The 21,927-nt window shown below is 73.4% G+C and carries 14 protein-coding genes; 5 read left to right on the forward strand and 9 right to left on the reverse strand.

From position 1 onward, the window contains the following. Positions 1–34: 34 nt before the first annotated feature. On the forward strand, positions 35–1,516 hold the full coding sequence (locus ACPYO6_RS13185; RefSeq protein ID WP_425715200.1) for a glutamate--cysteine ligase: 1,482 nt from the start codon (positions 35–37) through the stop codon (positions 1,514–1,516). A 93-nt stretch (positions 1,517–1,609) separates the two neighbouring features. After that, the gene (locus ACPYO6_RS13190) at positions 1,610–2,866 is read left to right on the forward strand and encodes an amidohydrolase (RefSeq protein ID WP_425715201.1); all 1,257 of its coding nucleotides are present in this window, start codon (positions 1,610–1,612) and stop codon (positions 2,864–2,866) included. Positions 2,867–2,996: 130 nt separating this feature from the next. Here the strand turns inward: ACPYO6_RS13190 and ACPYO6_RS13195 are convergent, their stop codons facing one another. From ACPYO6_RS13195 to ACPYO6_RS13210, 4 genes are all read right to left on the reverse strand, one after another. Then, positions 2,997–4,010: an NAD-dependent epimerase/dehydratase family protein gene (locus ACPYO6_RS13195; protein ID WP_425715247.1), complete on the reverse strand. Its 1,014-nt coding sequence runs from the start codon at positions 4,008–4,010 to the stop codon at positions 2,997–2,999. A 56-nt stretch (positions 4,011–4,066) separates the two neighbouring features. Continuing rightward, positions 4,067–6,928 (reverse strand): alpha/beta fold hydrolase, encoded by a 2,862-nt coding sequence (locus ACPYO6_RS13200; protein WP_425715202.1) that lies wholly within the window; start codon positions 6,926–6,928, stop codon positions 4,067–4,069. Then, complete coding sequence (locus ACPYO6_RS13205) at positions 6,925–7,959, reverse strand: 3-oxoacyl-ACP synthase III (protein WP_425715203.1); 1,035 nt, start codon at positions 7,957–7,959, stop codon at positions 6,925–6,927. Before ACPYO6_RS13205 ends, ACPYO6_RS13200 begins: the two co-directional genes overlap by 4 nt. Positions 7,960–8,086: 127 nt before the next feature. After that, entirely contained in the window at positions 8,087–9,043 is a 957-nt protein-coding gene (locus tag ACPYO6_RS13210) for a helix-turn-helix transcriptional regulator (RefSeq protein WP_425715204.1), read from the reverse strand. 62 nt (positions 9,044–9,105) lie between these two features. Between ACPYO6_RS13210 and ACPYO6_RS13215 the strand changes: the two genes are divergently transcribed. Both ACPYO6_RS13215 and ACPYO6_RS13220 read left to right on the forward strand, forming a co-directional pair. Continuing rightward, positions 9,106–10,128, forward strand: coding sequence for an ABC transporter ATP-binding protein (locus ACPYO6_RS13215; protein ID WP_425715205.1), 1,023 nt, complete (start codon positions 9,106–9,108; stop codon positions 10,126–10,128). Continuing rightward, on the forward strand, positions 10,125–10,916 hold the full coding sequence (locus ACPYO6_RS13220) for an ABC transporter permease (protein WP_425715206.1): 792 nt from the start codon (positions 10,125–10,127) through the stop codon (positions 10,914–10,916). The genes ACPYO6_RS13215 and ACPYO6_RS13220 overlap by 4 nt, the downstream gene beginning before the upstream one ends. A gap of 1 nt (position 10,917) precedes the next feature. Here ACPYO6_RS13220 and ACPYO6_RS13225 read toward each other — a convergent pair whose 3' ends face one another. The 3 genes from ACPYO6_RS13225 to uxaC are packed head-to-tail and all read right to left on the reverse strand — an operon-like array spanning position 10,918 to position 15,265. Beyond that, a complete protein-coding gene (locus ACPYO6_RS13225; protein ID WP_425715207.1) occupies positions 10,918–12,432 on the reverse strand; it encodes a gluconokinase in 1,515 nt (504 codons plus the stop codon). Further along, positions 12,423–13,835, reverse strand: a complete 1,413-nt coding sequence (locus tag ACPYO6_RS13230; RefSeq protein WP_425715208.1) for a mannitol dehydrogenase family protein — start codon at positions 13,833–13,835, stop codon at positions 12,423–12,425. The genes ACPYO6_RS13225 and ACPYO6_RS13230 overlap by 10 nt, the downstream gene beginning before the upstream one ends. Beyond that, positions 13,832–15,265, reverse strand: coding sequence for a glucuronate isomerase (gene uxaC, locus ACPYO6_RS13235; RefSeq protein WP_425715209.1), 1,434 nt, complete (start codon positions 15,263–15,265; stop codon positions 13,832–13,834). Before uxaC ends, ACPYO6_RS13230 begins: the two co-directional genes overlap by 4 nt. Positions 15,266–15,363: 98 nt before the next feature. Between uxaC and ACPYO6_RS13240 the strand changes: the two genes are divergently transcribed. Beyond that, positions 15,364–16,680 carry a lactate racemase domain-containing protein gene (locus ACPYO6_RS13240; protein WP_425715210.1) on the forward strand — a complete coding sequence of 439 codons (1,317 nt, stop codon included), beginning with the start codon at positions 15,364–15,366 and terminating at the stop codon, positions 16,678–16,680. A 121-nt stretch (positions 16,681–16,801) separates the two neighbouring features. Here ACPYO6_RS13240 and ACPYO6_RS13245 read toward each other — a convergent pair whose 3' ends face one another. Continuing rightward, entirely contained in the window at positions 16,802–19,906 is a 3,105-nt protein-coding gene (locus ACPYO6_RS13245; RefSeq protein ID WP_425715211.1) for a glycoside hydrolase family 3 N-terminal domain-containing protein, read from the reverse strand. Positions 19,907–20,425: 519 nt separating this feature from the next. Continuing rightward, positions 20,426–21,877: an NADP-dependent phosphogluconate dehydrogenase gene (gndA, locus tag ACPYO6_RS13250; RefSeq protein WP_425715212.1), complete on the reverse strand. Its 1,452-nt coding sequence runs from the start codon at positions 21,875–21,877 to the stop codon at positions 20,426–20,428. Positions 21,878–21,927 lie beyond the last annotated feature (50 nt).

The following is a 21,927-nucleotide window of genomic DNA, read 5'->3' on the forward strand; positions in this document are numbered from 1 at the left end:
CGCGCGGGAGGCCCCGCGGTGGGAGCATCTGGTCATGGGACGCGAGATCACGCAGACGAGCTATTCCGGCGCCGACCGGACGCGCTACCGCGCCAAGGTGGCGCAGTGCCTCGACGCGCTCGAGGTCATGCTCGCGCGCGGGCACTTCGCGGAGGACGTCGCGAGCACGGGGCTGGAGATCGAGCTCGCCCTCGTCACCGAGAGCGGGTCGCCGGCGAACGCGAACGCCGAGGTGCTCGCCGAGATCGCCGACCCCAGCTACCAGAGCGAGCTGGGCCGGTACACGATCGAGCTCAACGTCGAGCCGCGGGTCCTGTCCGGCACGGCGCTCACGGACCTCGAGGCGGACCTGCGCGCCACGCTCAACCACGCGCGCGACCGGGCGCGCGCACTCGGCACCGACATCGTCATGACCGGCATCCTGCCCACCCTCGGTCCCGAGCACGCCGAGCGGGACTGGATCTCCGACGACGAGCGGTACCTCGCGCTCGACACCGCCATCCGCATGGCGCGGCACGAGGACATCTCCCTCGAGATCGCCGGGCCCGAGCCGCTCGCCGCCACGTTCGAGTCGATCGCGGTGGAGTCGGTGTGCACGTCGACCCAGCTCCACCTCCAGGTGCGGCCGGAGCAGTTCGCCCGCTACTGGAACTCGGCTCAGCTGCTCGCGGGGCCGCAGCTCGTGCTCGGCGCCAACTCGCCCCTGCTGTTCGGGCACCGCCTGTGGGCCGAGACGCGGCCGGTGGTGTTCCTCCAGGCCACGGACACGCGCGCGCCGGAGCTGCGGCACCAGGGCGTACGGCCGATCGTCACGTTCGGCGAGCGGTGGATCACCTCGATCTTCGACCTGTTCGAGGAGAACGTCCGCTACTACCCGGCGCTGCTGCCCGAGACCACCGACGACGACCCGTTCGAGGTCATCGCCGCCGGCGGCACGCCCACGCTCGACGAGCTCACGCTGCACAACGGCACCGTGTACCGGTGGAACCGGCCGATCTACGCCGTGGCGGGCGGGCGGCCGCACCTGCGCGTGGAGAACCGGGTGCTGCCGGCGGGGCCGACCGTCGTGGACACCGTGGCCAACGCGGCGTTCTTCTACGGCGCCGTCGAGGCCCTCGTCCGCGAGGACCGGCCCACGTGGACGCGGATGCCGTTCTCCGCGGCGCGGGACAACTTCGAGGCCGCCGCCCGGCACGGGATCGACGCCCGGCTCAGCTGGCCGGGCGAGCTGGAGATCGACGGCCTGTCGCTCATCGAGGGGACGCTGCTGCCGATGGCGCGGTCGGGGCTGGCGAGCCTCGGGGTGGACAAGGACGTGGCCGAGCACTACCTCGGCGTCATCGCGCAGCGGATCGAGCGGCGGCAGAACGGGGCGTCCTGGCAGGTCGCCGCCGTGAGCGCGTACGAGGCCGGCGGGGTGACCCGCGAGGTCGCGATCGCCAAGATGCTCGCCGACTACCGCCGCAACATGGACACCAACACCCCCGTGGCGCTCTGGCCGGTGCCGCAGCCGTGAGCGCGGCGGCTGCGGTCGGTGACGCGGCCATGAGCGTCGCGGCAGCTCGACCGATGCCACAGCCGTGAGCGCGCCGGTGCGATGATCGAGGGCATGACCTCTGCGACCCCGTTCTTCCCCGTGCCCACCTCCGACCGCCCCGGCGCGACCGTGGCCCTGACCGGCGGGCTCGTCCGCCCCGTATCCGGCCCTGACATCGAGTCCGGCACCGTGCTCGTGGTCGACGGCGTCATCGCCGCGGTCGGTCCGGTCGGCGAGGTCGAGATCCCCGACGGCGTCACGCGGATCGACACCACCGGCCAGGTCGTGGTCCCCGGCTTCGTCGAGTCGCACGCGCACCTCGGCGTGTCCGAGGAGGGGCGCGGCTGGGCCGGCAACGACGTCAACGAGATGACGGGCCCGAACCAGGCCGGCGTCCGCGCGATCGACGCGATCGACATCGACGAGGAGGGCTTCCGCGACGCGCTCGCCGGCGGCGTGACGACCGCGGTGATCAAGCCCGGCTCCGGGAACCCGATCGGCGGCCAGACCGTGGCCATCAAGACCTGGGGCGGCCGCACGGTCGACGAGCAGGTGATCTCGGACGCCGTGTCCGTGAAGTCCGCCCTCGGAGAGAACCCCAAGCGCGTCTACGGCGAGCAGAAGGTCACGCCGTCGACCCGGCTCGGCGTCGCGAAGATCATCCGCGAGGCGTTCGTCGCCGCACAGAACTACGCCGCGAAGCGCGATCACGCCGCAGCCGAGGGCAAGCCGTTCGAGCGGGACGTGACGATGGAGGCGCTCGCCTCGGTCCTCGACGGCACCCTCGCCTGGGACCAGCACTCGCACCGGCACGACGACCTCGCCACCGCGGTGCGCCTGGCCGACGAGTTCGGGTACCGCCTCGTCCTCAACCACGGCACCGAGGCGCACAAGATCGCCGACGTCCTCGCCGAGCGCGACATCCCGGTGATCTACGGGCCGATGATCACGAGCCGCTCGAAGGTGGAGATCGTCGACCGCGCCACCCCGCACCTGGCCCAGATCGCGAACGCCGGCGTCCGGGTCGCCATCACCACCGACCACCCGGTGGTCCCGATCAACCTGCTCGTCCTCCAGGCCAGCCTCGCCGTCAAGGACGGGCTCGACCCGGAGACGGCGCTGCGCGCACTGACGACGAACCCCGCCGAGTTCCTCCGCCTCGACGAGCGCGTCGGCGCCCTCGAGGTGGGGCGCGACGGCGACGTCGTCGTGTGGAGCGGCGACCCGCTCGACACGACCGCGCACGTCGAGCGCACCCTCATCGCGGGCCGCGAGGTCTACACGCGCGAGGGCGGCGTAGTCGAGCGGGCCGAGCGCTTCGCGGGCTGACGCTCCACCCGGCGGGCCGGCCGCGAGCCGGACGGCCCGCCGGTGCGCCACGAGGCGCGACGTCCGCCGCACGTCGGGAGCTCCGCCGCAAGGCGGGGCACCGGGCGGCGCGAGGTACCAGGTCGGCGGGTCAGGCGCCGCGCTCGTGCGCCGCGAGGCGCGCCAAGCCTTCGTCGATCGTCACGGCCGGGGTCCAGTCGAGCCCCGCGCGGGTGCGCCGCTGGTCGAACCAGTGCGCCGTGGAGAGCTGCTCGGCGAGGAACCGGGTCATCGGCGGCTCGTCCGGGCCGGGGCGCACGGCCCACACGGCCTCGACGAGCGCCCCGGCCGCACGAGCGACCACAGCGGGCACGCGCCAGGCGGGCGGTCGCACGCCCGCGGCGAGGCAGATCCCGGCGAGCAGGTCGCCCACGGGCCGCGGCTCGCCGTTGGTGACGACGAAGGCCTCGCCGTGGGCGTCCTCGGCACGGTCCAGCGCGGCCACGAGCGCGTCGGCGGCGTTGTCCACGTAGACCGAGTCGATGAGGGCGGCCCCCTGGTCGAGCAGCGGCAGCCGGCCCGCGCGGGCCCGCTCGACGATCCGGCCCACCAGCTGGGTGTCCCCCGGCCCCCAGACCAGGTGGGGCCGGACGGCGACCACGGCGAGGCCCGGCCCGTCGGCCGCGAGCGCAAGCCGCTCCGCCGCAGCCTTCGTGCGCGCGTAGTGGCCGCGAGCGAGCTCCGGCTCCGCGCGCCCCGCCGGGACACCCACGAGGGAGTCGCCGGCGTGCGCGACCGAGGGTGAGGACACCTGGACGAACCGGGTGACACCCGCGGCCCGCGCCGCCGCGAGCAGCCGCCGGGTGCCCTCGACGTTGATCTCCTCGTACTCGCGGCGCGGCCCGCTCACCGAGACCTTCGCGGCGAGGTGCACGACGGCGTCGCGGCCCTCGACGGCGCGGCGCACGGCGTCGTCGTCGGCGAGGGACCCGAGCGAGTCGGCGGCGCCGGGGACACCTGCCTGCCTGCGCTGGAAGGTGCGGACGTCGTGGCCGGCGGCCACGAGGCGCTCGGCCGTGCGACGCCCGAGCATGCCGCTGGCGCCGGTGACGAGGACGCGGGCAGCGGCGGAGCGTGCGGGTGCGCCGACCTCCGACGTGAGCACACCGCGGCTCGCGGTGTGCTCCTCGTACCCCGTGTCCGGGGTGTGCCCGACGCGGTTCACGGCGTGCCTGCCCGTTCGCCGGCGAGGAACGCCTCGGCCCACCGCCCGATCCGGCCGCGCTCGATCTTGGCGTTGTGCCGGACGTCGGTCGGCAGCTCGGGCACCCGCAGCACGGCCGCGACGTCGATGCCCCGGTCGTCCCTGACGGCACCACGCATGGCCCGCGTGAGGCCGGGCGTCGCGAGGGCGGGGCGCGCCCCGGCGCGCGGGTCGATCTCCGGATCGGTCTCGAGGACGACGACGACCTGCTGCACCCCGGCCGGCCCGACCCCGACGACGCCGGCCCGACGCACGCCCCGCACCCGCTGCGCAGCCTGCTCGGCGGCGACCGGCGTGACGACCCCGGCGGGCGTGGTGACGGCGTGGCCGAGGCGCCCCTCGATCCACAGCCGGCCCGTCGCGTCGAGGTGCCCGACGTCGCCGGTGCGGTGCCATCCCGGGTGGTCGGCGCTCGCGGCCTGGGTACCCCAGAGCCGGTCGTACCGGTCCTTGCGGTGGGGGCCGGTGACGAGGACCTCGCCGGTGACGCCGGGCGCGGTGGTCGGCTCCCCCGTGGCGTCGCCCGCGGCGTCGAGCGGGACGATCTGGACCTCGGCGCCGACGGCGGGCCGGCCGACGCAGGTACCGCCGCCGGCGCCGACGACGAGGTGGGTGGCCGTGATGTCAGGGGCGCGCGTGGTGTCACAGGTGGCCGTGGCGGCCACGGCGTCGTCGGCGGCCGCCCGGATGCCCGGCAGGTCGATGTCGGTGACCGGCAGCATCTCGGTCATGCCGTAGGGGGTGTGCACGGCGGCGGACGGCATGACCTCGGCGACGCGCGCGAGCAGCTCGGGGGCGATCGGTGCACCGGCCGAGAGGAAGAGCCCGACGCCGGTGAGCGCGGCGCGCTGGTCGTCGTCGAGGGCGTCCGCCGTCCGCAGGACCCCCTCGAGTGCCGACGGCGAGGTGAAGACGGCGGTGGCGCGCCCCGCGGCGACGGCATCGGCCAGCGCCGTCGCCGTGAGCGTGGCCGGCGCGGTGACGTCCATGTCCGGGGTCACCGCGACCGAGCCGAGCGCGGTACCGATGAGCGCGAACGGGGCGAACCCGGCGACGAACGACGCGCCCGGGCCGAGGTCGTAGGTCGCGGCCAGGGCGTCCCGCATGCCGGCGAGCCGGCGGTGGGTGTAGACGACGCCCTTGGCCGGGCCGGTCGACCCGGAGGTGAAGAGGACGGCGGCGTCGTCGTCGGGGTCGGGGGCGCCGGGGAGCACCGCGCCGGTCCGCTCGAGCTGCGCGCCACGGGCGACGAGGGTCTCGACGTCGCTCTCCGCCCCGAGGACGCGCGTCCGGGCGGGAGACAGCTCCGTGGCGGCCACGCGCCGGCCGGGCCAGCCCAGCAGGCGCGCGCCGACGAGGCCGCGCTCGATGCCGATGATCAGATCCGGGTCGGCGCCGCGCAGGGCCCGGCTCATGCCGCGCAGGCCGAGGCCCTGGTCGGCGAGGACCACCACCGCGCCGAGGCGCAGGCAGGCGAACAGGGCGGTTGTCAGGCCGACGCCGGGAGTGACGAGCAGGCTGACCCGCTGACCGGGTCGTACCCCGAGGTCGTGGAGGCCGAGCGCGAGGTGGCGGGCCCGCGTGGCGAGATCGCGCCAGCTCACCGTGTCGGTACCCGCCGGAGAGAGGGACACGACGGCGGGATGATCGCTGTCCCGGTGCTCGTCGAGGACCGCGGTGAGCGGTCGGTACGCAGGGGTGCGGTCGGCTGCCGTTCCTGTCGTCGCGCCGGAGGTCGGCGCACCGTCGCGGGCCGCGTCGTCGTCGAGCCGGGGCGTGGTGTCGACGGATTCCGCGGGCGTGCCCTCGGACGCGCGGGTAGGTGCCCCATGGCGGTCGCCGTAGGTCGCGCCCAGCCAGCGCACCACGGTGCCGGCGACGTCGGCGTCCTCCGGTAGGAGGTGGCCGGCCCCCTCGAACCGGTGGACGTCGGCGTGCGGGAGGCGGGCGAGCAGGTCGCGCAGGTAGCGCTCCTGGAAGACGGGGTCGCGCGGGCCCCACATGACGAGCGCCGGGACGTGCAGCCGAGCGGCGCCCGCGGCGATGCGGTCGAGCTCGGCGCGGCTCGGGTGGTCGGCGGTCGCGGGGATGTCGGCGACGAAGTCCGCGATCGCGGCCCGCTCGTCGGCCGTGCCGTAGGGCGCGCGGTAGGCCCGCCGGACCTCGGGCGGCAGCGGCGGGTCGGCGAGGGAGAGGGTGGCGTCGAGGAACGCGGTCGTGCCGCGGGTGGCCCACCCGTGGACCGCGCGGTGGCCCGCGAGGCGCAGGAGGCCGGGGATCGGTGCGGCGCCGTCGTGGTGGACGGCCGTGTTGGTGAGGACGATGCCGGCGAGCAGGTCGGGGTGGTCGGTCGCCCAGCCCAGCGAGACGACGCCGCCCCAGTCGTGGCCCACGGTGACGACGGGCGCCGTGAGGCCGAGCTCGTCGGTGAGCGCGCCGAGGTCGGCGACGCGGTCGGCGAGGCCGCGCCGGCGGCCGTCGCGCGCCGAGTACCCCATGCCGGGCTGGTCGACGGCGACGACGCGCCACCCCGTCTCGGCGCCCTCCCGCAGGAGGTCGCGCCACAGGTAGGACCACGTCGGGTTGCCGTGCACGGCGAGGAGGGTGCCGCGGGCGGGGCCGACGAGGTCGGCCGCGTTGTCGAGGACGTGCCAGGAGGTGGGCCGCTCCCCCGGCGGGCCCGGCTCCGTGACGTGGCGGCTCCAGCGCGGATCCAGTCCCGGGAGGTCGGGCAGGCGCGGTCGGTCGGTCGAGGGGGCCGTGTCGCGCGGGTCGGGTCGGTCGTTCGGGTCGATCAGGTCGGGCACTGCGCGCGTCACCAGGCGAGCTCGAGCATCGCGGTGTTGAGTCCCGAGCCCACGCCCATGCACAGCACGCGGTCGCCGGTCTCCAGCTTCTCCGACTGCGCGGCGAGGGTCATCGGCAACGACGCCGGACCCACGTTGCCCCAGTGGGAGAACGTGATCGGCACGCGGTCCGCGGGCAGGTCGATCGCGTCGATGACGGCCTTGGTGTACGGCGTGGAGATCTGGTGGGTGACGTACCGGTCCATGTCGGTCCAGTCGAAGCCACCGACGTCGTGGGCCTCCCGCCAGGCATCGGTGACGAGGGCGAGCCCGCCGTCGAGGAGCCCCTTGGTGTCGGTGAACATCCCGTCGAGGTCGCCGACGCACAGCTCGTGGTGCTCGGTGCCGGCGCGGCTCACCCCGCCGACGACCCGGTGGCTGCCGGGGTGCCGGTCGGCGGGCCCGAGGACGGCGGCCGCAGCCCCGGCGCCGAGGGTGAGGGAGGCGAACTCGCGGTGGTAGTCCTCGCGCGTCGCACCGGGGCGGCCGAGGCGCTCGATGGTCGTGCGCTGGGTCTCGCGCGGGTCCTCGCTGTTGACGATGAGGGCGTACTCGATCTGACCGGCGTCGATCATCGTGGCGGCGAGCATGATGCCGTTGACGAACCCGAGGCAGGCGTTGGCGAGGTCGAAGTTCATCGCAGAGCTCGGCAGCGACAGCCCGTCGTGGATCCGCACGGCGACCGACGGCTCGAGGTGCGTGCGCGTGACCGACGTGTTGATGAGCAGGCCCACGCGCGAGGGCTCGATTCCCGCGTCGGCGAGCGCCTTCGCTCCGGCCTCGATCGCCGGGTCGTCGAACAGTGTCCCGGGCTCCCACCAGCGGCGCTCGACGACGCCGGAGACCCGTTCGAGCAGGTGGTCCGGGATCCGCAGCCGCTTGCGGGTCTCCGCCAGCTCGTCCTCGAAATGGCGCGACGGCACCCTGACCGGCGCCTCGATGTGCGTCACCGACAGCACCGCGGTGTCGCGGTACCGGAAGCTCGCGTTTCCTACGTCCGTCACCTCCTCAACCTAGGCGGGCGGCGGGAGCCGCGCAGGTCGAGCCGCTCTCGGCGAACACGGTTGCACCCGGTACGGACCGGTGAGAACGCCGTCCGCGTCGGACACGCATGCCCTGCGCGCCCGGGCGCTACCACCGCTCGACGTCGACCGCGGAGAGCCGGTCGCGGACGGCCGTCAGCGCCGTCGCGACGTCCTCGTCGCACCGGATCGACCACGCCCACTGCGGCGGGAGCCACAGCACGTGGCCGAGGATCTCGACGGCGGACGGCGCCTCGATCGTCCACCGGACCCGGTGGGTACCGAGCTCCTCGACCGCGTCCCGCCGGATCCATCGTCCGAACGACGCCATCAGCTCGTCGGTCCCGACCTCGATCGTCACCTCGGCGCGGTGCTGCACCGGTTCGTCGCGCCGGAAGAGCGTGGCGATCCCGCCCTCGGGCAGCTCGCGGGGGCGGAAGGTCGCGCCGGTGCGGCGCGCGTCCGTCATCCGGTCGAGCCGGAAGGTGCGCCAGGCGTCCCGGTCGAGGTCGGAGCAGACGAGGTACCAGCGGCCGTGGCGCGCCACGAGCGTGTGCGGCTCGACGTGCCGGCCGGACACCGTCCCCTGCACGTCGCGATAGGTGAACCTCACGCGCTCGCCCAGGCGGCAGCCGAGCGCGAGCTCCCCGAGGAGCGTGGCGTCCGCCCGCGGTCCGGGACCGATCTCGACGACGTGGTCGGTGAGCGCAGCCGCGCGGCGCCGCAGGTGGGAGGGCAGGAACTGGTCGATCTTCGCCATCGTGCGGGCCGCCGCCTCCGGCCCACGTCCGGTGACGGCAGCGGTCCGCAGTCCGACCGCCAGCGCGAGCGCCTCCTCGTCGTCGAGCAGCAGCGGGGGCAGCGCGTTGCCGGCCTGCAGTCGGTACCCGCCCTCCTCCCCCGGCGTCGACTCGACCGCGTAGCCGAGGTCGCGCAGGCGCTCGACGTCGCGCCGCACCGTCCGGGGCGAGACACCCAGCTCGCCCGCGAGCTCGGCGCCCGTCCAGCTGCGCCGCGCCTGCAGGAGGTCGAGCAGCCGGAGGGCACGCCTCGTCGGATCGGTCATACCTGAATCCTGCCCGCCGACGCGGTCAGGATGTGGCCGCATACCTTCGTAGCTTCGAGCCCATGGAACCCATCATCCGCACAGAACGGCTCAGCAAAGTCTTCGACCGAAGCGGCGGGACGCCCGTGCGCGCCGTCGACGAGCTCACGGTCGACGTCGCCCCCGGCACCCTCACGGCCTTCCTCGGCCCCAACGGCGCCGGCAAGTCGACCGCGATGCGCATGCTCACCACGCTGCTCACCCCCACCTCCGGCGCCGCCCGGGTCTGCGGGTTCGACGTCAGCCGCGACCCGGACGAGGTCCGGGCCCGCATCGGCTACGTCGGTCAGAAGCACGGCGCCAGCCAGAACCAGCGGGTGCGCGACGAGCTGCTCGCCCAGGGCGCGCTGTTCGGCCTTCCCGCCCGTGCCGTCCGCCGACGGGTGGACGACCTCCTCGACGCCCTCGACCTCGCCGGCCTCGCCGAGCGCCAGGTCCTCACGCTCTCGGGTGGTCAGCGCCGCCGGGTCGACATCGCCCTCGGCCTGGTCCCGGCGCCGCGCCTTCTCGTCCTCGACGAGCCGACGACGGGGCTCGACCCGCAGGCGCGCGCCAACCTCTGGGAGCACGTCACGCGGCTGCGGCGCGAGGACGACATGACCGTCCTGCTGACGACCCACTACCTGGAGGAGGCGGACCGCTACGCCGAGCGCGTCCTCGTCGTCGACGGCGGTCGGATCGTCGCCGACGGCACCGGCGAGTCCCTCAAGCGCGACCTCGCGAGCGACCGCATCCACCTCGACGTCGAGTCCGCGCGTCTGGACGAGGTCTCGGCCGGCCTGAGAGTGGCCGGCCACCACCCGACGGCGACAGGCACACGCACAGGCACAGGCACAGGCACAGGCACGACGACGATCAGCGTGCCCGTCCCCGACGCGCGCGCCGCCCTGCCGACGCTCGTCGCCGATCTCGCCGGCCGCGGCGTCGTCGGGGCCTGGGCCGAGCACCCCACCCTCGACGACGTCTTCCTCGGCCTCACGGGCCGGTCGCTCCGCGACGGCGAGCACACGCCCGCCGAGGCCGTCACCTCGGGAGGTGCACGATGACCGCGACGCACGACACGCCGCCCACCCTCACGCCTCGTCGTCCGGGTCTGGTGGAGGCCACCTGGACAATCATGCTCCGCGAGCTCCGACCCGTCCTGCACGACCCGTTCTCCGTCACCTTCAACCTCGTCCAGCCGTTGACGTTCCTCCTGCTGTTCGGGCCGCTCCTGGCCGGGACCGTCGGAGTTCCGCTCGCCGAGTCGCTCACCTGGTTCGTGCCGGGGGTGCTCGGCATGATCGTCCTGTTCGGCGTCGGGATGACAGGTTCGAACCTCCAGTTCGAGATCCACGCCGGCAGTCACGAACGGACGCTGGTCACGCCGGTCCCTCGCTCCGCCCTCCTCGTGGGGCGGGCGCTCAAGGAGTTCGCTCCCGTCCTGGCCCAGAGCGCGGTCCTCCTCGTCGTAGCGGTTCTCCTCGGCTACCGGGCGGACGTCGTCGGCACACTGCTCGGCCTCGTGCTGCTCGGGTTGTTCGCCGTCGGGCTCGCGTCGCTGTCCTACGCCCTCGGGGTCGCCACGGCCTCGACGGAATGGATGTTCTGGGCGATCCAGCAGACGATGATCTTCCCGCTGCTGCTCCTGTCCGGAATGCTGCTGCCGCTCGAGGACGGGCCACGCTGGATGCAGGGGGCCGCCGCCGTCAACCCGCTGACACACCTCATCGACGCCGAGCGGGCGCTCGCCGCCGGCGACCTCCTGTCCCGGGACGTCGCCACGGGGGTGGTCGCGACCGTGCTCACGCTGGTCGTCGGCCTCGGGATCGGGCTGCGCGCGATGCGCGCGTGAGTCAGCCCCGTGCGCCGGCCAGCGCCCCGAGGTGCTCGGCGAGCTCCCCGTAGGCGCGCAGGAGGTCGAGGGTGCGGCCGCGCATGTCGGCGTAGGTCGCGACGTCCTCGGCGGGGACCTCGACCGGCGCGTCCACCCCGCCCGGGGGCGCGACCTGGGCGAGGGCGCCGGCGAGGTCGTCCGCGCGGCCGGTGGCCAGGACCGCGAGGGCCACGGACCCGAGGGCGGAGCCCTCGGCGTCGTCGGTGGGGACGAGCGGCCGCCCGAGCGCGCCCGCCATGCTCGTGCGCCACAGCTCGGAGCGGAAGACCCCGCCGGTGCAGCGGACCTCCGTGACCGGTGTGACGCCGTCGAGCACGTCGACGAGGTCGGCCATCTGGAGGCACACTCCCTCGACCGCGGCACGGAGGAAGTGCTGGCGGCCGTGCCCGTGCCGCACTCCGAGGAAGGCGCCCGTGAGGTCGGGGTCCCACAGGGGGGCGCGCTCGCCGAGGAGGTAGGGCAGCATGACGAGGCCGTCGCTGCCGGGCGGGGCGGTGGCCGCCAGGGCGAGGGCCTCGGCATCCCGCGCCGTGCCGTCGGCCTGCGGGAGGAAGCTCTCCGCCGCCCACCGCGCGACCACGCCGCCGTTGCTGATGGCGCCGCCGACCACCCAGGCGTCGTCGGTCAGGGCGTAGCAGAACAGGCGCCCGCGCTCGTCGGTGCGCGGCTCGGGCACGACGGTCCGCACGGCGCCGCTCGTGCCGATGGACATGCCGGCGACGCCGGGCTGGATCGCTCCGGTGCCGAGGTTGCCGAGGGGCCCGTCCGTGGCGCCGACGTTGACGGGCGTGCCGGCCGGGACGCCGGTGGTCCGCGCGGCGTCGGGCGAGACCTCGAGCAGCGCGGTCGTCGAGAGGATGTCGGGGAGCTGCTCACGCTCCACGCCGGCGAGCTCGAGGGAGGCCGGCGACCAGTCGCGCGTGGTGAGGTCGAGCAGGCCTGTGGCGGACGCGGTGGAGAGCTCGGTGACGACCCAGCCCGTGAGGTGGAGCAGGACGAGGTCCTTGAGGCCGACCCAGCGGTAGGCGCCGTGCAGCGTGGCGGCGTCGTTGCGGCCGAACCACATGAGCTTGGTCAGCGGGCTCATCGGGTGCACGGGAGTGCCGGAGCGGGCGAGCAGCCCCGCCGCCCGGCCCTCGCGGCGCAGCTCGGCCGCCTCCGCGTGGGAGCGCGTGTCCGCCCAGGTGATGAGGTCGGTGACGGGGCGCAGTCCGTCGTCGAGCCCGATGAGCCCGTGCATGGCCGTGCCCACGCCGAGGACGTCGACCGTCCGGTCACCGGCCGCGGCGACCACCCGGGCGAGGACCGAGTCGACGGCGCCGAGCAGCTCGCCGGGGTCCTGTACCTGCCACCGTGGGTGCGGGGAGGCGAGGTGGTACTCGGCGGTCGCGGCCGTGCGCCAGCCGGTGGCCGGGTCGACCGCGACGGCCTTGGCCGCGGTCGTGCCGACGTCGAGGCCGACGATCACTCCCACGGCGTCGTCCCCCTCCCCGCCGAGGTGTCGCCCGGACCGCCGGGCGCCTCGAGCGCCTCGAGCTCGCGGGCGACTGCGGCCTGCAGCTCGTCGTCACCGGCGAGGTCGGGGACGAGCTCGCCGAGGACGTGGGCGACCGCCTCGCCGGCCGGTCCCGCGGCGAGCTCGCGCCAGCGGTCGCCGTGGACGTCGTTGACGGGGACCCCGCAGCCGCGCAGGTGGGTGATCCAGGCGGCGACGGCCAGGACGGCACCACCGGGCAGGCGGCCGACCTCGCGCGCGGAGCGCAGCACGGGGACGTGACGGACCGGCAGCTTCTGGGAGCCGTCCATCGCGATGCGGGCCAGGGAGTCGCGCATCCGCGGGTTGGCGAAGCGATCGCGCAGGGCGGCCCGGTAGGCGTCCAGCTCGTCGGACGGCAGGTCGAGCGTCTCGGACGCGTCGTCCCACAGCTCCTCGACCCACGCGCGCACCTGCGGGTCGCCGAACGCCTGGTCCACGGTCTCGTGGCCGAGCACCGGGCCCGCGTAGGCCATGAGCGAGTGCGCGCCGTTGAGGAGAAGGAGCTTGCGCCGCTCGTACGGCTCGACGTCGTCGACGATCGTTGCCCCGGCGTCCTCCCAGCGCGGGCGTCCGGCGGGGAACGTCCCGGCCACGACCCACTCGCTGAACGGCTCGGTGGTCACGGGCGACGCGTCGACGACGCCGAGCTCGCGCTCGACCAGGGCCGCGTCGTCGTCGGTGGCGGCGGGGGTGATGCGGTCGACCATCGAGGCCGCGAAGTCGACCCCCTCGGCGACCGACGGGTCCGCGCCGAGAGCCGCGAGCAGGTCGGTGACGACCCGGCGCAGGACCTCGCCGTTGCCCGGCAGGTTGTCGCAGGACAGCAGGGTGATCGGACCGGCGCCGGCGGCGCGCCGGGCGATGAGGCCCGCGGCGAGGCGGCCGGGTGCGGTGCCGACGGATGCGGTCGGGTCGGCGCGCAGGGCCTCGACGTCGGCGGCCACGCCCTCGTGCGCGAGGTCGAGCCCGCCGTCGGGGCCGCGCAGGTAGCCGGCCTCGGTGACGGTGAGGGTGACGACGGCGACGTCGGGGTCGCGCAGGTAGCCGAGCCACGCGTCGTGGTCGTCGGCGGCGTGGACGGCGACGACGGAATCGATCACCTCGAGCTCGTCGCCGTCGGGCCCCCGGGTGACGAGTGTGTAGCGGCCGCCCTGCGGGGCGAGCGCCTCGGCCGCGGCGGGGCTCCGGCCGGTGAAGGCGGCGTAGCCCCAGTCGGCGGAGTCGGGGCTGTGGTGGGTGTACCAGGCCTGGTGGGCGCGGAAGAAGTTGCCGAGCCCCACGTGGACGAGGCGGACCGGGGCGGCCGGGTGCTCCGGGCCGCGGGAGAGCCGAGCGCTCACAGCTTGAACACCTTTTTCGGGATCGTGGTGACGAGATCGAGGGCGGTCGCTGCCGCCTCCTCCTCGGTGAGGCGGTGGGTGGACACGAGCTCGGCGAGGTAGGCGGCGTCGAGCCGGCGGGACATGTCGTGGCGTGTGGGGATCGACAGGAAGGCCCGGGTGTCGTCGATGAAGCCGGACGTCCGGTAGAACCCGGCGGTCTCGGTGACCGCGCCGCGGAAGCGGCGGATGGCCTCCGGGGCGTCGATGAACCACCACGGGACGCCCGCGTAGAAGGACCGGTAGAAGCCGGCCAGCGGGGCGATCTCGCGGGAGAACACCGTCTCGTCGATGGTGAACAGGACGAGGTGGAGGTCCGGGTGGTTGCCGTAGCGCCCGAGCAGCGGGCGCAGCGAGTCGGTGACCTCGACTGAGACGGGGATGTCGGAGCCGACGTCGTGCCCGTACCGGGCGAGGTTGTCGACGTCGTGGTCCCGGCGCACGCCCGGGTGGAGCGTCATCACCAGGCCGTCCTCGGTTGCCATGCGGGCGGTCTCGCTCATCATGTGGCGGCGGAACGCCGTCGCCTCGTCGGTCGTGGCCTCGCCGCGCAGCGCCGCGGCGTAGATCCGCTCGGCGTCGGGGGTCGCGAGCGGCTCCGTGCCGAGGTCGAGGTGCGAGTGGTCCGAAGAGACCGCCCCGTTGTCCCTGAAGTACCGGCGCCGGGCCTCGAGGGCGGCCACGTACCCGGCGTACGTGCCGGTGTCGGTGTCCGCGGACTCCCCCAGGCGGCGGACGAGGTCCGGCCAGTCGCCCCGGGCGGGCTCGAGAAACCGGTCCGGTCGGAAGGTGGGGACGACCCGGCCGGTGAACGTCGGGTCGGCGGCGAGCGCGCGGTGGGCGGCGAGGTCGTCGAGCGGGTCGTCCGTGGTGGCGAGCACCTCGATCCCGAACCGCTCGAACAGCGCACGGGGGCGGAACTCGGGCGTGGTCAGGGCCTCGGCGACCTGGTCGTAGACCGCGTCGGCGTTGGCCGCGGACGGCGCCTCGGTGATCCCGAAGACGTCGGCGAACGTGGTGTCGAACCAGTACTTCACCGGCGTGCCGCGGAAGAGGTGGTAGTTCTCGAAGAGGATGCGCCACGCCTTGCGCGCCGCCGCCTCGTCGAGCTCGAGCGGCCCGTTGGGCCCGCGGCCGAGGTCGCTGAGCTCCGCGCCGTTCGCGTGGAGGAGCCGCAGCACGTAGTGGTCGGGGACGAGGAGCAGCGACGCCGGGTCGGGGAACGGCTCGTCGTCGACCAGCCAGGCCGGCGGGACGTGGCTGTGCGGCGAGATGATCGGCAGGTCCTTGGTGCTCGCGTAGAGGCGTCGCGCCACGTCCCGCACGGCCGGATCGGCGGGGAGCAGGCGGTCGGGGTGCGCGAGCATGGAGTCGTGGGCGTCGTCGCTCATGCCAGCATCGTCCCGAAGACCCACGGGGATGGCCACAACGTTGCCAACCGTTGCCAACCGGTGGCGCGACGGGCGCCGCTCGGGCCATGCTCTCCCGCATGACGTGGTTCAAGGACGAAGCCCGGTTCCTCTCCCGCGAGCGCATCGAGGAGCTGTGCGACCGCATGATCGACGAGGCCGTCGACCGGCTCTCGATCGCCGAGCTGCGGCGCGTGCTGCTGCTGCCGCCGGACCTCACGCGCGCGCACTCCGGCACGGGGTGGATGACGGAGTACCTGTACAAGCGGCTCGACGCCGCCGGCGCCGAGGTGCACGTCATCCCCACCCTCGGGCAGCACGTGCCGCACACGCGCGAGGACAACGAGTGGATGTTCGGCTCGATCCCCGAGGAGCGCATCCACGCGCACGACTGGAAGAACGGGGTCACCAATGTCGGCACCGTGCCGGCGGAGGTCGTGCGCGAGGCGACCGGCGGCGCCGTCGACTGGGAGATGCCAGTCGATCTCAACACGATGCTCGTGACCGAGCAGTGGGACCTCGTGGTCAACGTCGGCCACGTGGTCCCCCACGAGGTCCTCGGGTTCGCCAACCACAACAAGAACTACTTCATCGGGCTCGGCGGAAAGCGCCTGCTCGGCGCCTCGCACATGGCCTCGGCCGTGTACGGCATCGAGAACAACCTCGGGAACCTGCTCACCCCCGTGCGGCAGTGCTTCAACTACGCCGAGGACCACTTCCTCGCCGACCTGCCCGACGTCTACCTCCAGGTCGTCATGGACTACGACGACTCCGGCGCGCTGCGGCACACCGGCGTCTACGTCGGCGACGACCTCGAGACCTACCTCGAGGCCGCGCGTGCCTCGCAGGAGCAGAACATCACCCAGTTCGACGAGCCGGTCGACAAGATCGTCGCCGTCATGCAGGCCGACGAGTTCCGGGCCACGTGGGTGGCGAACAAGGCCGTCTACCGTACGCGCATGGCCATCGCCGACGGCGGGGAGCTCCTCGTCATCGCCCCCGGCGTCGAGCGGTTCGGCGAGCAGCCCGAGGTCGACGCGCTCATCCGGAAGTACGGCTACATCTCGCAGTCCGAGGCGGTCGAGCTCTATCAGAGCCAGGCCGACATGCAGGACATCCCCCACGGGACCGCGCACCTCCCCCACGGCTCGTCCGAGGGCCGGTTCACCATCACCTACGCGCCGGGCAAGCTCACGCGCGAGGACATCGAGGGGGTCGGGTACCGATACATGGACGTCGACGAGGCACTGACCCGGTACGACCCGGAGGTCATGGTCGACGGGTGGAACACCATGCCCGACGGCGAGCGCGTCTTCTACATCTCGACCCCGTCCGCCGGCCTGTGGTCGACGCGCGCCAAGCTCGACCAGCGCGCCACCCACGAACGCCACGAGTGAGCGGCTTTCGGCCTGGCGAGTGAGCAGACCTCCCCTCACCACCACCCCCTCCGACGACGACGAAGCGGGCCCCGCACCCTGATGGGTGCAGGGCCCGCTCACGCGTGACCGTCAGGTCGGATCAGCGCCGGACCCCGAGGGTGTCGCTGCCGTCGGCGTTCCAGTCGCCGACGAAGACCTCGTCGCCCGAGCGGCCGTAGCGGACCTCGCGGTCGGCCCAGCCACCGTCGAAGGTGTTGGAGACCAGGTAGAGGTTCCCGCGACGTGAGGCGAACGTGTCGCTCCCGTTGCCGTCCCAGTCACCGACCAGGACCTCGTCGTTGGCGCGGCCGTAGTCGAACTCCTCGTCCGCCCAGCCCGAGCTCAGCGAGTTGGACACGTAATAGGTGTTCCCGCGTCGCACGGCGAAGGTGTCGATGCCGTCGGCGTCGTAGTCACCCACGAGGACGGCGTCGTCGGCGCGGCCGTAATCCAGCTCGGTCTCCGCATCCCCACCCGCAAGCGAGTTGGTCAGGAAGTACGAGTTGCCCCGCCGCACGGCGAAGGAGTCCACGCCGTCGCCGTCCCAGTCACCGACCAGGACGGTGTCGCCGTCGCGGCCGAACGTCAGCTCCACGTCCGCGTTCCCGCCGTACAGCGAGTTGGACAGGAAATACGCGTTCCCGCGACGCACCGCGAGCGTGTCGGACCCGTTGCCGTCCCAGTCACCCACGAGCACCTGGTCGCCGGGGCGACCGAAGGAGAACTCGTGGTCCGCCCAGATGTCCCAGCCGTCGTTGAGGTAGAACCCACGACCCGGCGACGGCGGAACCGGCTCACCCGGCTCCTCGTCGTCGTCCTCGTAGGTCAGGCCGTACCCGAACGGGTAGAGGGCGCCGTCTGTGGTCTCCTCGTACCCGGGCGCGTCGGTGTCCTGCTCGAGGATCGCCTCGGGCGTCCCGGCGAGGGCGAACGGCATCCGCCCCTGGGGCGCGTGCTCGCCCGTGAGGACGTCCATCAGCGCGGTGTCGCTGACGCCGAAGCCGGCGAGGATCGCACCGGCGTCGCGCAGGCCGCTCTCCTCGTCGAGGACGTAGGGCTGGCGGAAGTAGACCTGAAGGATGACCTGGCTCGGGTCGTCGACCTCGGCCATGACCTCCTGGATGGTCTCGAGCGAGGGCGTGACCTCCCAGGACTCCGCGGCCTCCATGCCGGTGAAGTCGAGGATGATCGACTCCCAGGGGTAGGAGCCGCCGAAGCGCAGCCCGTCGTCGGTGCAGGACTCCGCGCCGTGCGTGACGCAGGCGTCGGAGGCGCCCCAGAGGCTCTCGCCGTCGAGCCCGCGGATGCCGTCGATGACGCTCGGGTTGACGCCGAACTCGGGGTTGAGACCGAACTCCTCGCTGTTGCTGACGTAGTCCGAGCCGTCGGCGCTGGCCGTCATCGAGATGAGGACGTAGTCGCTGTCCGCGGCGCTGGGCCGCTCCTCGCCCTCCTCGACGTTGCCGTCGGTCACGTCGAAGCCGTAGCTCTCGACGGTCTCCTCGGTGAAGTCACCGAGGATGTAGACGTCGGAGTCCGCCTGCAGCGGCAGCACGGGACCGTCCTCGGTCTCCTGGTTCTCCAGGAGCACGAGCGAGTCGCGCTGCGTCTCGAGGCCGACCTTGCGGTTCTCCTCGTTGCCGATCGTGGCGGTCGCGACGTCCGGGTCCACGTAGGGGTCCTCGAACAGGCCGAGCCGGAACAGCGGCTCGAGCAGCCGGACGGCCGCCTCATCCACGCGCTCCTCGGTGACGAGGCCGTCCTCGACGAGGTCGATGATGACCTGGACGTCGTTGAAGCCGGAGAGCGTGTCGGTGCCGCCGTTGATGGCCGCCGCCACGCGCTCGGGGACGGTGGCATCCTCGAGGCCCCAGGCCCGGTCGTTGATGATCCCGGTGTCGGAGTTGACGTAGCCGCCGAAGCCGAGCTGGTCACGGAGCAGCCCGTTGACGATCGAGTCGGAGAACGCGAAGCCCGTGAGCGGGTAGTCCTCGTCCTCGTTGCCGATCTCGGGCACGTCCACCGGCACGCCGTAGTACGGCATGATCGACGAGACGCTGGCGTCGATGGCCGCCTCGAACGGCAGCATGTGCGCCGCGAAGAGGCCCTGCGGGTAGACCTGCGCACGGCCGAACGCATAGTGCGGGTCGAGCCCGAGCTCCTGCGGGCCGCCGCCCGGGAAGTGCTTGAGCGTGAGGGCCACGCGGGTGTCGGGGCTCAGCGCCAGTCCGTTCTCGCTGTCGGCCGGGATCTCGCCCTGCAGCGTGCCGACGAGGGTCGACATGATCGCCGCCGCGTGCTCGGCGTCCTCGGTGAACGTCTCGTGGGTGCGGTACCAGCGGGGCTCGGTGGACAGGTCGGCCATGTAGCCGTACATGCCGCGCAGCCCGATCGACGCCCACTCGTCGCCCATGACGTCGGCGAAGTCCTCGACCACGGACATGTCGCCCGTCCTCGGGTCCTCACCGGTGGCCGCGGCCTCGGCACCGAGAGCCGCCGCCGCGATGCCGGCCTCCTTGGGGAAGGAGGTGAACGCGCCTGCCGACTCGTTGATGCCCGCGCGGGCGTCGGGGTCGATGTGGTTGCGGGCGTTGGACTTGAACAGCACCGGGATGCCGAGGCGGGTGGACTCGGACATCTCCTGGACCGCGTTGGTGAAGCCGGCGGCCTCGGCCGGCGTGACGGAGGTGGAGGCGCTGAAGCCGCCGCCCGCCTCGCCGCACTCGGCGTCGTCCGGGCTGGTCACCGTGTTGCGGAAGATGAACCGGTGCATGTGCTGGTTCTCGATGAAGTCGGTGCCGCTCTCCGGCACCACACCGCGCACGCCGTCGACGCACGCCGCGTTGAGCGTGTCGATGAGCATGAGCCCGGCGCGCTCCTCGAGCGTCATCTGCCCGACGAGGTCCTCGGTCCGCTCGGCGACGCTGAGCCGCCAGTCCTCGTAGGGGTCGAGCTCACCGTTGTCGTTGAGGTCGCGGAACTCGTACCCGTCGACCTCGATGATCTCGGTGGTCCGGCTCTCGAGCACGGGCTGCTCGAGCTCCTGCGCCGGCTCGGCGGCGGGTGCCTGGTCGCCCGCCGCGTCGTCGGTCGGCTCGGGTGTCGCGGCGGCTCCTCCGGCCAGCGCGACGGTCAGCGTGAGCGGGACGGCGAGCGCCGCTCCGATCGCCGCTCGTCTCCGCCCCATCCTCGGGGTTGTGGACATCGTTTCCTCCTGCAGTCGTCGTCGACCTGCCTCGCCGCGGGGGTCACGGCAAGCACGATGAGGGGGATGCTCCGTCCTCGGTGCTGCCCCTCACCGACCTGTCGACGATCGCCCGGCTCGCGGCGGTGGTCACCCGCTTGCCGCCTGTTGCCGACCAGTACGGGACGGCCGGCGTGGCGACCGTGGGACGGGCCGCACGATGCCCGTCCCTGGCCGGCACGGCCCCCGACGACGAACCCCTGCGCGAGGTGCGCGTCCCACCCGGGCGAGGAGCCGCCGTCGGACGCTCCCCGCGAACGACCGAGCGCTCCCCCACCGTGGTCAGGTGGAGGAGCGCTCGGTGCGTGCCGGGCCTGAGCCCGCTCACTCGTCGGGAGGACGTCCGCTCACTCGCGGAACTGGCCCCTCACTCGTGAAGGATCGGCCCCTCACTCGTGGAACCTGCTCCTCACTCGTGAAGGACCGTCCCCTCACTCGTGGAACCGGCCCCTCACTCGTGAGGGACTCTCCCCGCATTCGTCAGGACTGCTGGGTCTCGCTCCGGTCGGCCGACCACTCGGTGTGGAAGACGCCGTCGCGGTCGTTGCGCCGGTAGGTGTGCGCACCGAAGTAGTCGCGCTGCCCCTGGACGAGGGCGGCCGGCAGGCGCTCGGCGCGGACGGTGTCGTAGTACGCGAGCGCAGCCGAGAAGCCCGGCACCGGGACGCCGGAGGCGACCGCGTGGGAGACCGCTGCGCGCCAGCCGTCCTGGCTGTCGGCGAGGCCGGCGGCCACGGACGGGGCCTCGAGCAGGGTGGTGAGGTTGCCGGCGGCGTACTCGGAGCGGATCCGCTCGAGCAGCTTGGCGCGGATGATGCAGCCGCCGCGCCAGATCTTCGCGACCTCGGCGATGTCGACGTCCCAGCCGAACTCCTCGGACGCGGTGCGGATCTGGTCGAGTCCCTGCGCGTAGGCGACGACCTTCGCCGACCACAGCGCCTGACGCACGTTCTCCACGAGGGCCTCACGCTCGGAGGCGTCGACCGCCGAGCGCTGCGGCCCGGTCAGCGCGGCGCGGGCAGCGGTGCGCAGGGCCGCGTGGCCCGAGGTCGAGCGGGCGAAGACGGACTCGGCGATCGTGTTGACCGGGACGCCGAGCTCGAGCGCGATCTGCACGGTCCAGCGGCCCGTGCCCTTCTGCTCGGCGGCGTCCTCGACGACGGACACGAACGGGGCGCCGGTGGCGGCGTCGACGTGCGCGAGGACCTCGGCGGTGATCTCGATGAGGTAGGAGTCGAGGTCGCCGGTGTTCCACTGCGTGAAGACCTCGGAGATCTCCTTGGGCGTGAGGCCGGCGGAGTGCAGGACGTCGAACGCCTCGGCGATGAACTGCATGTCGGCGTACTCGATGCCGTTGTGGACCATCTTGACGAAGTGGCCGGCACCGTCGGGGCCGATGTGCACGCAGCACGGCTCGCCGTCGACCTTCGCCGAGATCGCCTCGAGGATCGGGCCGAGGGTCTCGTAGGACTCGGCCGGGCCGCCGGGCATGATGCTCGGGCCGTTGAGCGCGCCCTCCTCGCCGCCGGAGATGCCGGCGCCGACGAAGTGCAGGCCGACCTCACGCAGCGCCTTCTCCCGGCGGCGGGTGTCCTCGTAGTGGGCGTTGCCGCCGTCGACGACGATGTCGCCCTCCTCGAGCAGCGGGATGAGCTGCTCGATGACCGCGTCGGTGCCACCACCGGCCTTGACCATGATGATCATCTTGCGCGGGCGCTCGAGGCTCGCGACGAAGTCCTCGAGGGACTCCGACGGCACGAACGTCCCGTCGCCACCGTGCTGGGCGACGAGGTCGTCGGTCTTCGCCGTCGTCCGGTTGTACAGGGCTACGGCGTAGCCGTTGCGCGCGAAGTTGCGGGCGAGGTTGCTGCCCATGACGGCAAGCCCGATCACCCCGATCTGCGCGCTCGCGGTGGTGTCGTTGACGGTCATAGGGGTCGTCCCTTCCTCGGCGACTCTGCGGTGCTCAGCCCTCAGTATGG

The sequence above is a fragment of the Georgenia sp. Z1344 genome, from assembly GCF_049856295.1.
Classification (GTDB): domain Bacteria; phylum Actinomycetota; class Actinomycetes; order Actinomycetales; family Actinomycetaceae; genus JB111.

Bases quoted from the DNA above. Each gene is read 5' to 3' on its own strand.
- gndA (WP_425715212.1), bottom strand. From the start codon at position 21,877: ATGACCGTCAACGACACCACCGCGAGCGCGCAGATCGGGGTGATCGGG.
- ACPYO6_RS13240 (WP_425715210.1), top strand. From the start codon at position 15,364: ATGACGTGGTTCAAGGACGAAGCCCGGTTCCTCTCCCGCGAGCGCATC.
- uxaC (WP_425715209.1), bottom strand. From the start codon at position 15,265: ATGAGCGACGACGCCCACGACTCCATGCTCGCGCACCCCGACCGCCTG.
- ACPYO6_RS13185 (WP_425715200.1), top strand. From the start codon at position 35: ATGGGACGCGAGATCACGCAGACGAGCTATTCCGGCGCCGACCGGACG.
- ACPYO6_RS13190 (WP_425715201.1), top strand. From the start codon at position 1,610: ATGACCTCTGCGACCCCGTTCTTCCCCGTGCCCACCTCCGACCGCCCC.
- ACPYO6_RS13245 (WP_425715211.1), bottom strand. From the start codon at position 19,906: ATGTCCACAACCCCGAGGATGGGGCGGAGACGAGCGGCGATCGGAGCG.
- ACPYO6_RS13220 (WP_425715206.1), top strand. From the start codon at position 10,125: ATGACCGCGACGCACGACACGCCGCCCACCCTCACGCCTCGTCGTCCG.
- ACPYO6_RS13210 (WP_425715204.1), bottom strand. From the start codon at position 9,043: ATGACCGATCCGACGAGGCGTGCCCTCCGGCTGCTCGACCTCCTGCAG.
- ACPYO6_RS13215 (WP_425715205.1), top strand. From the start codon at position 9,106: ATGGAACCCATCATCCGCACAGAACGGCTCAGCAAAGTCTTCGACCGA.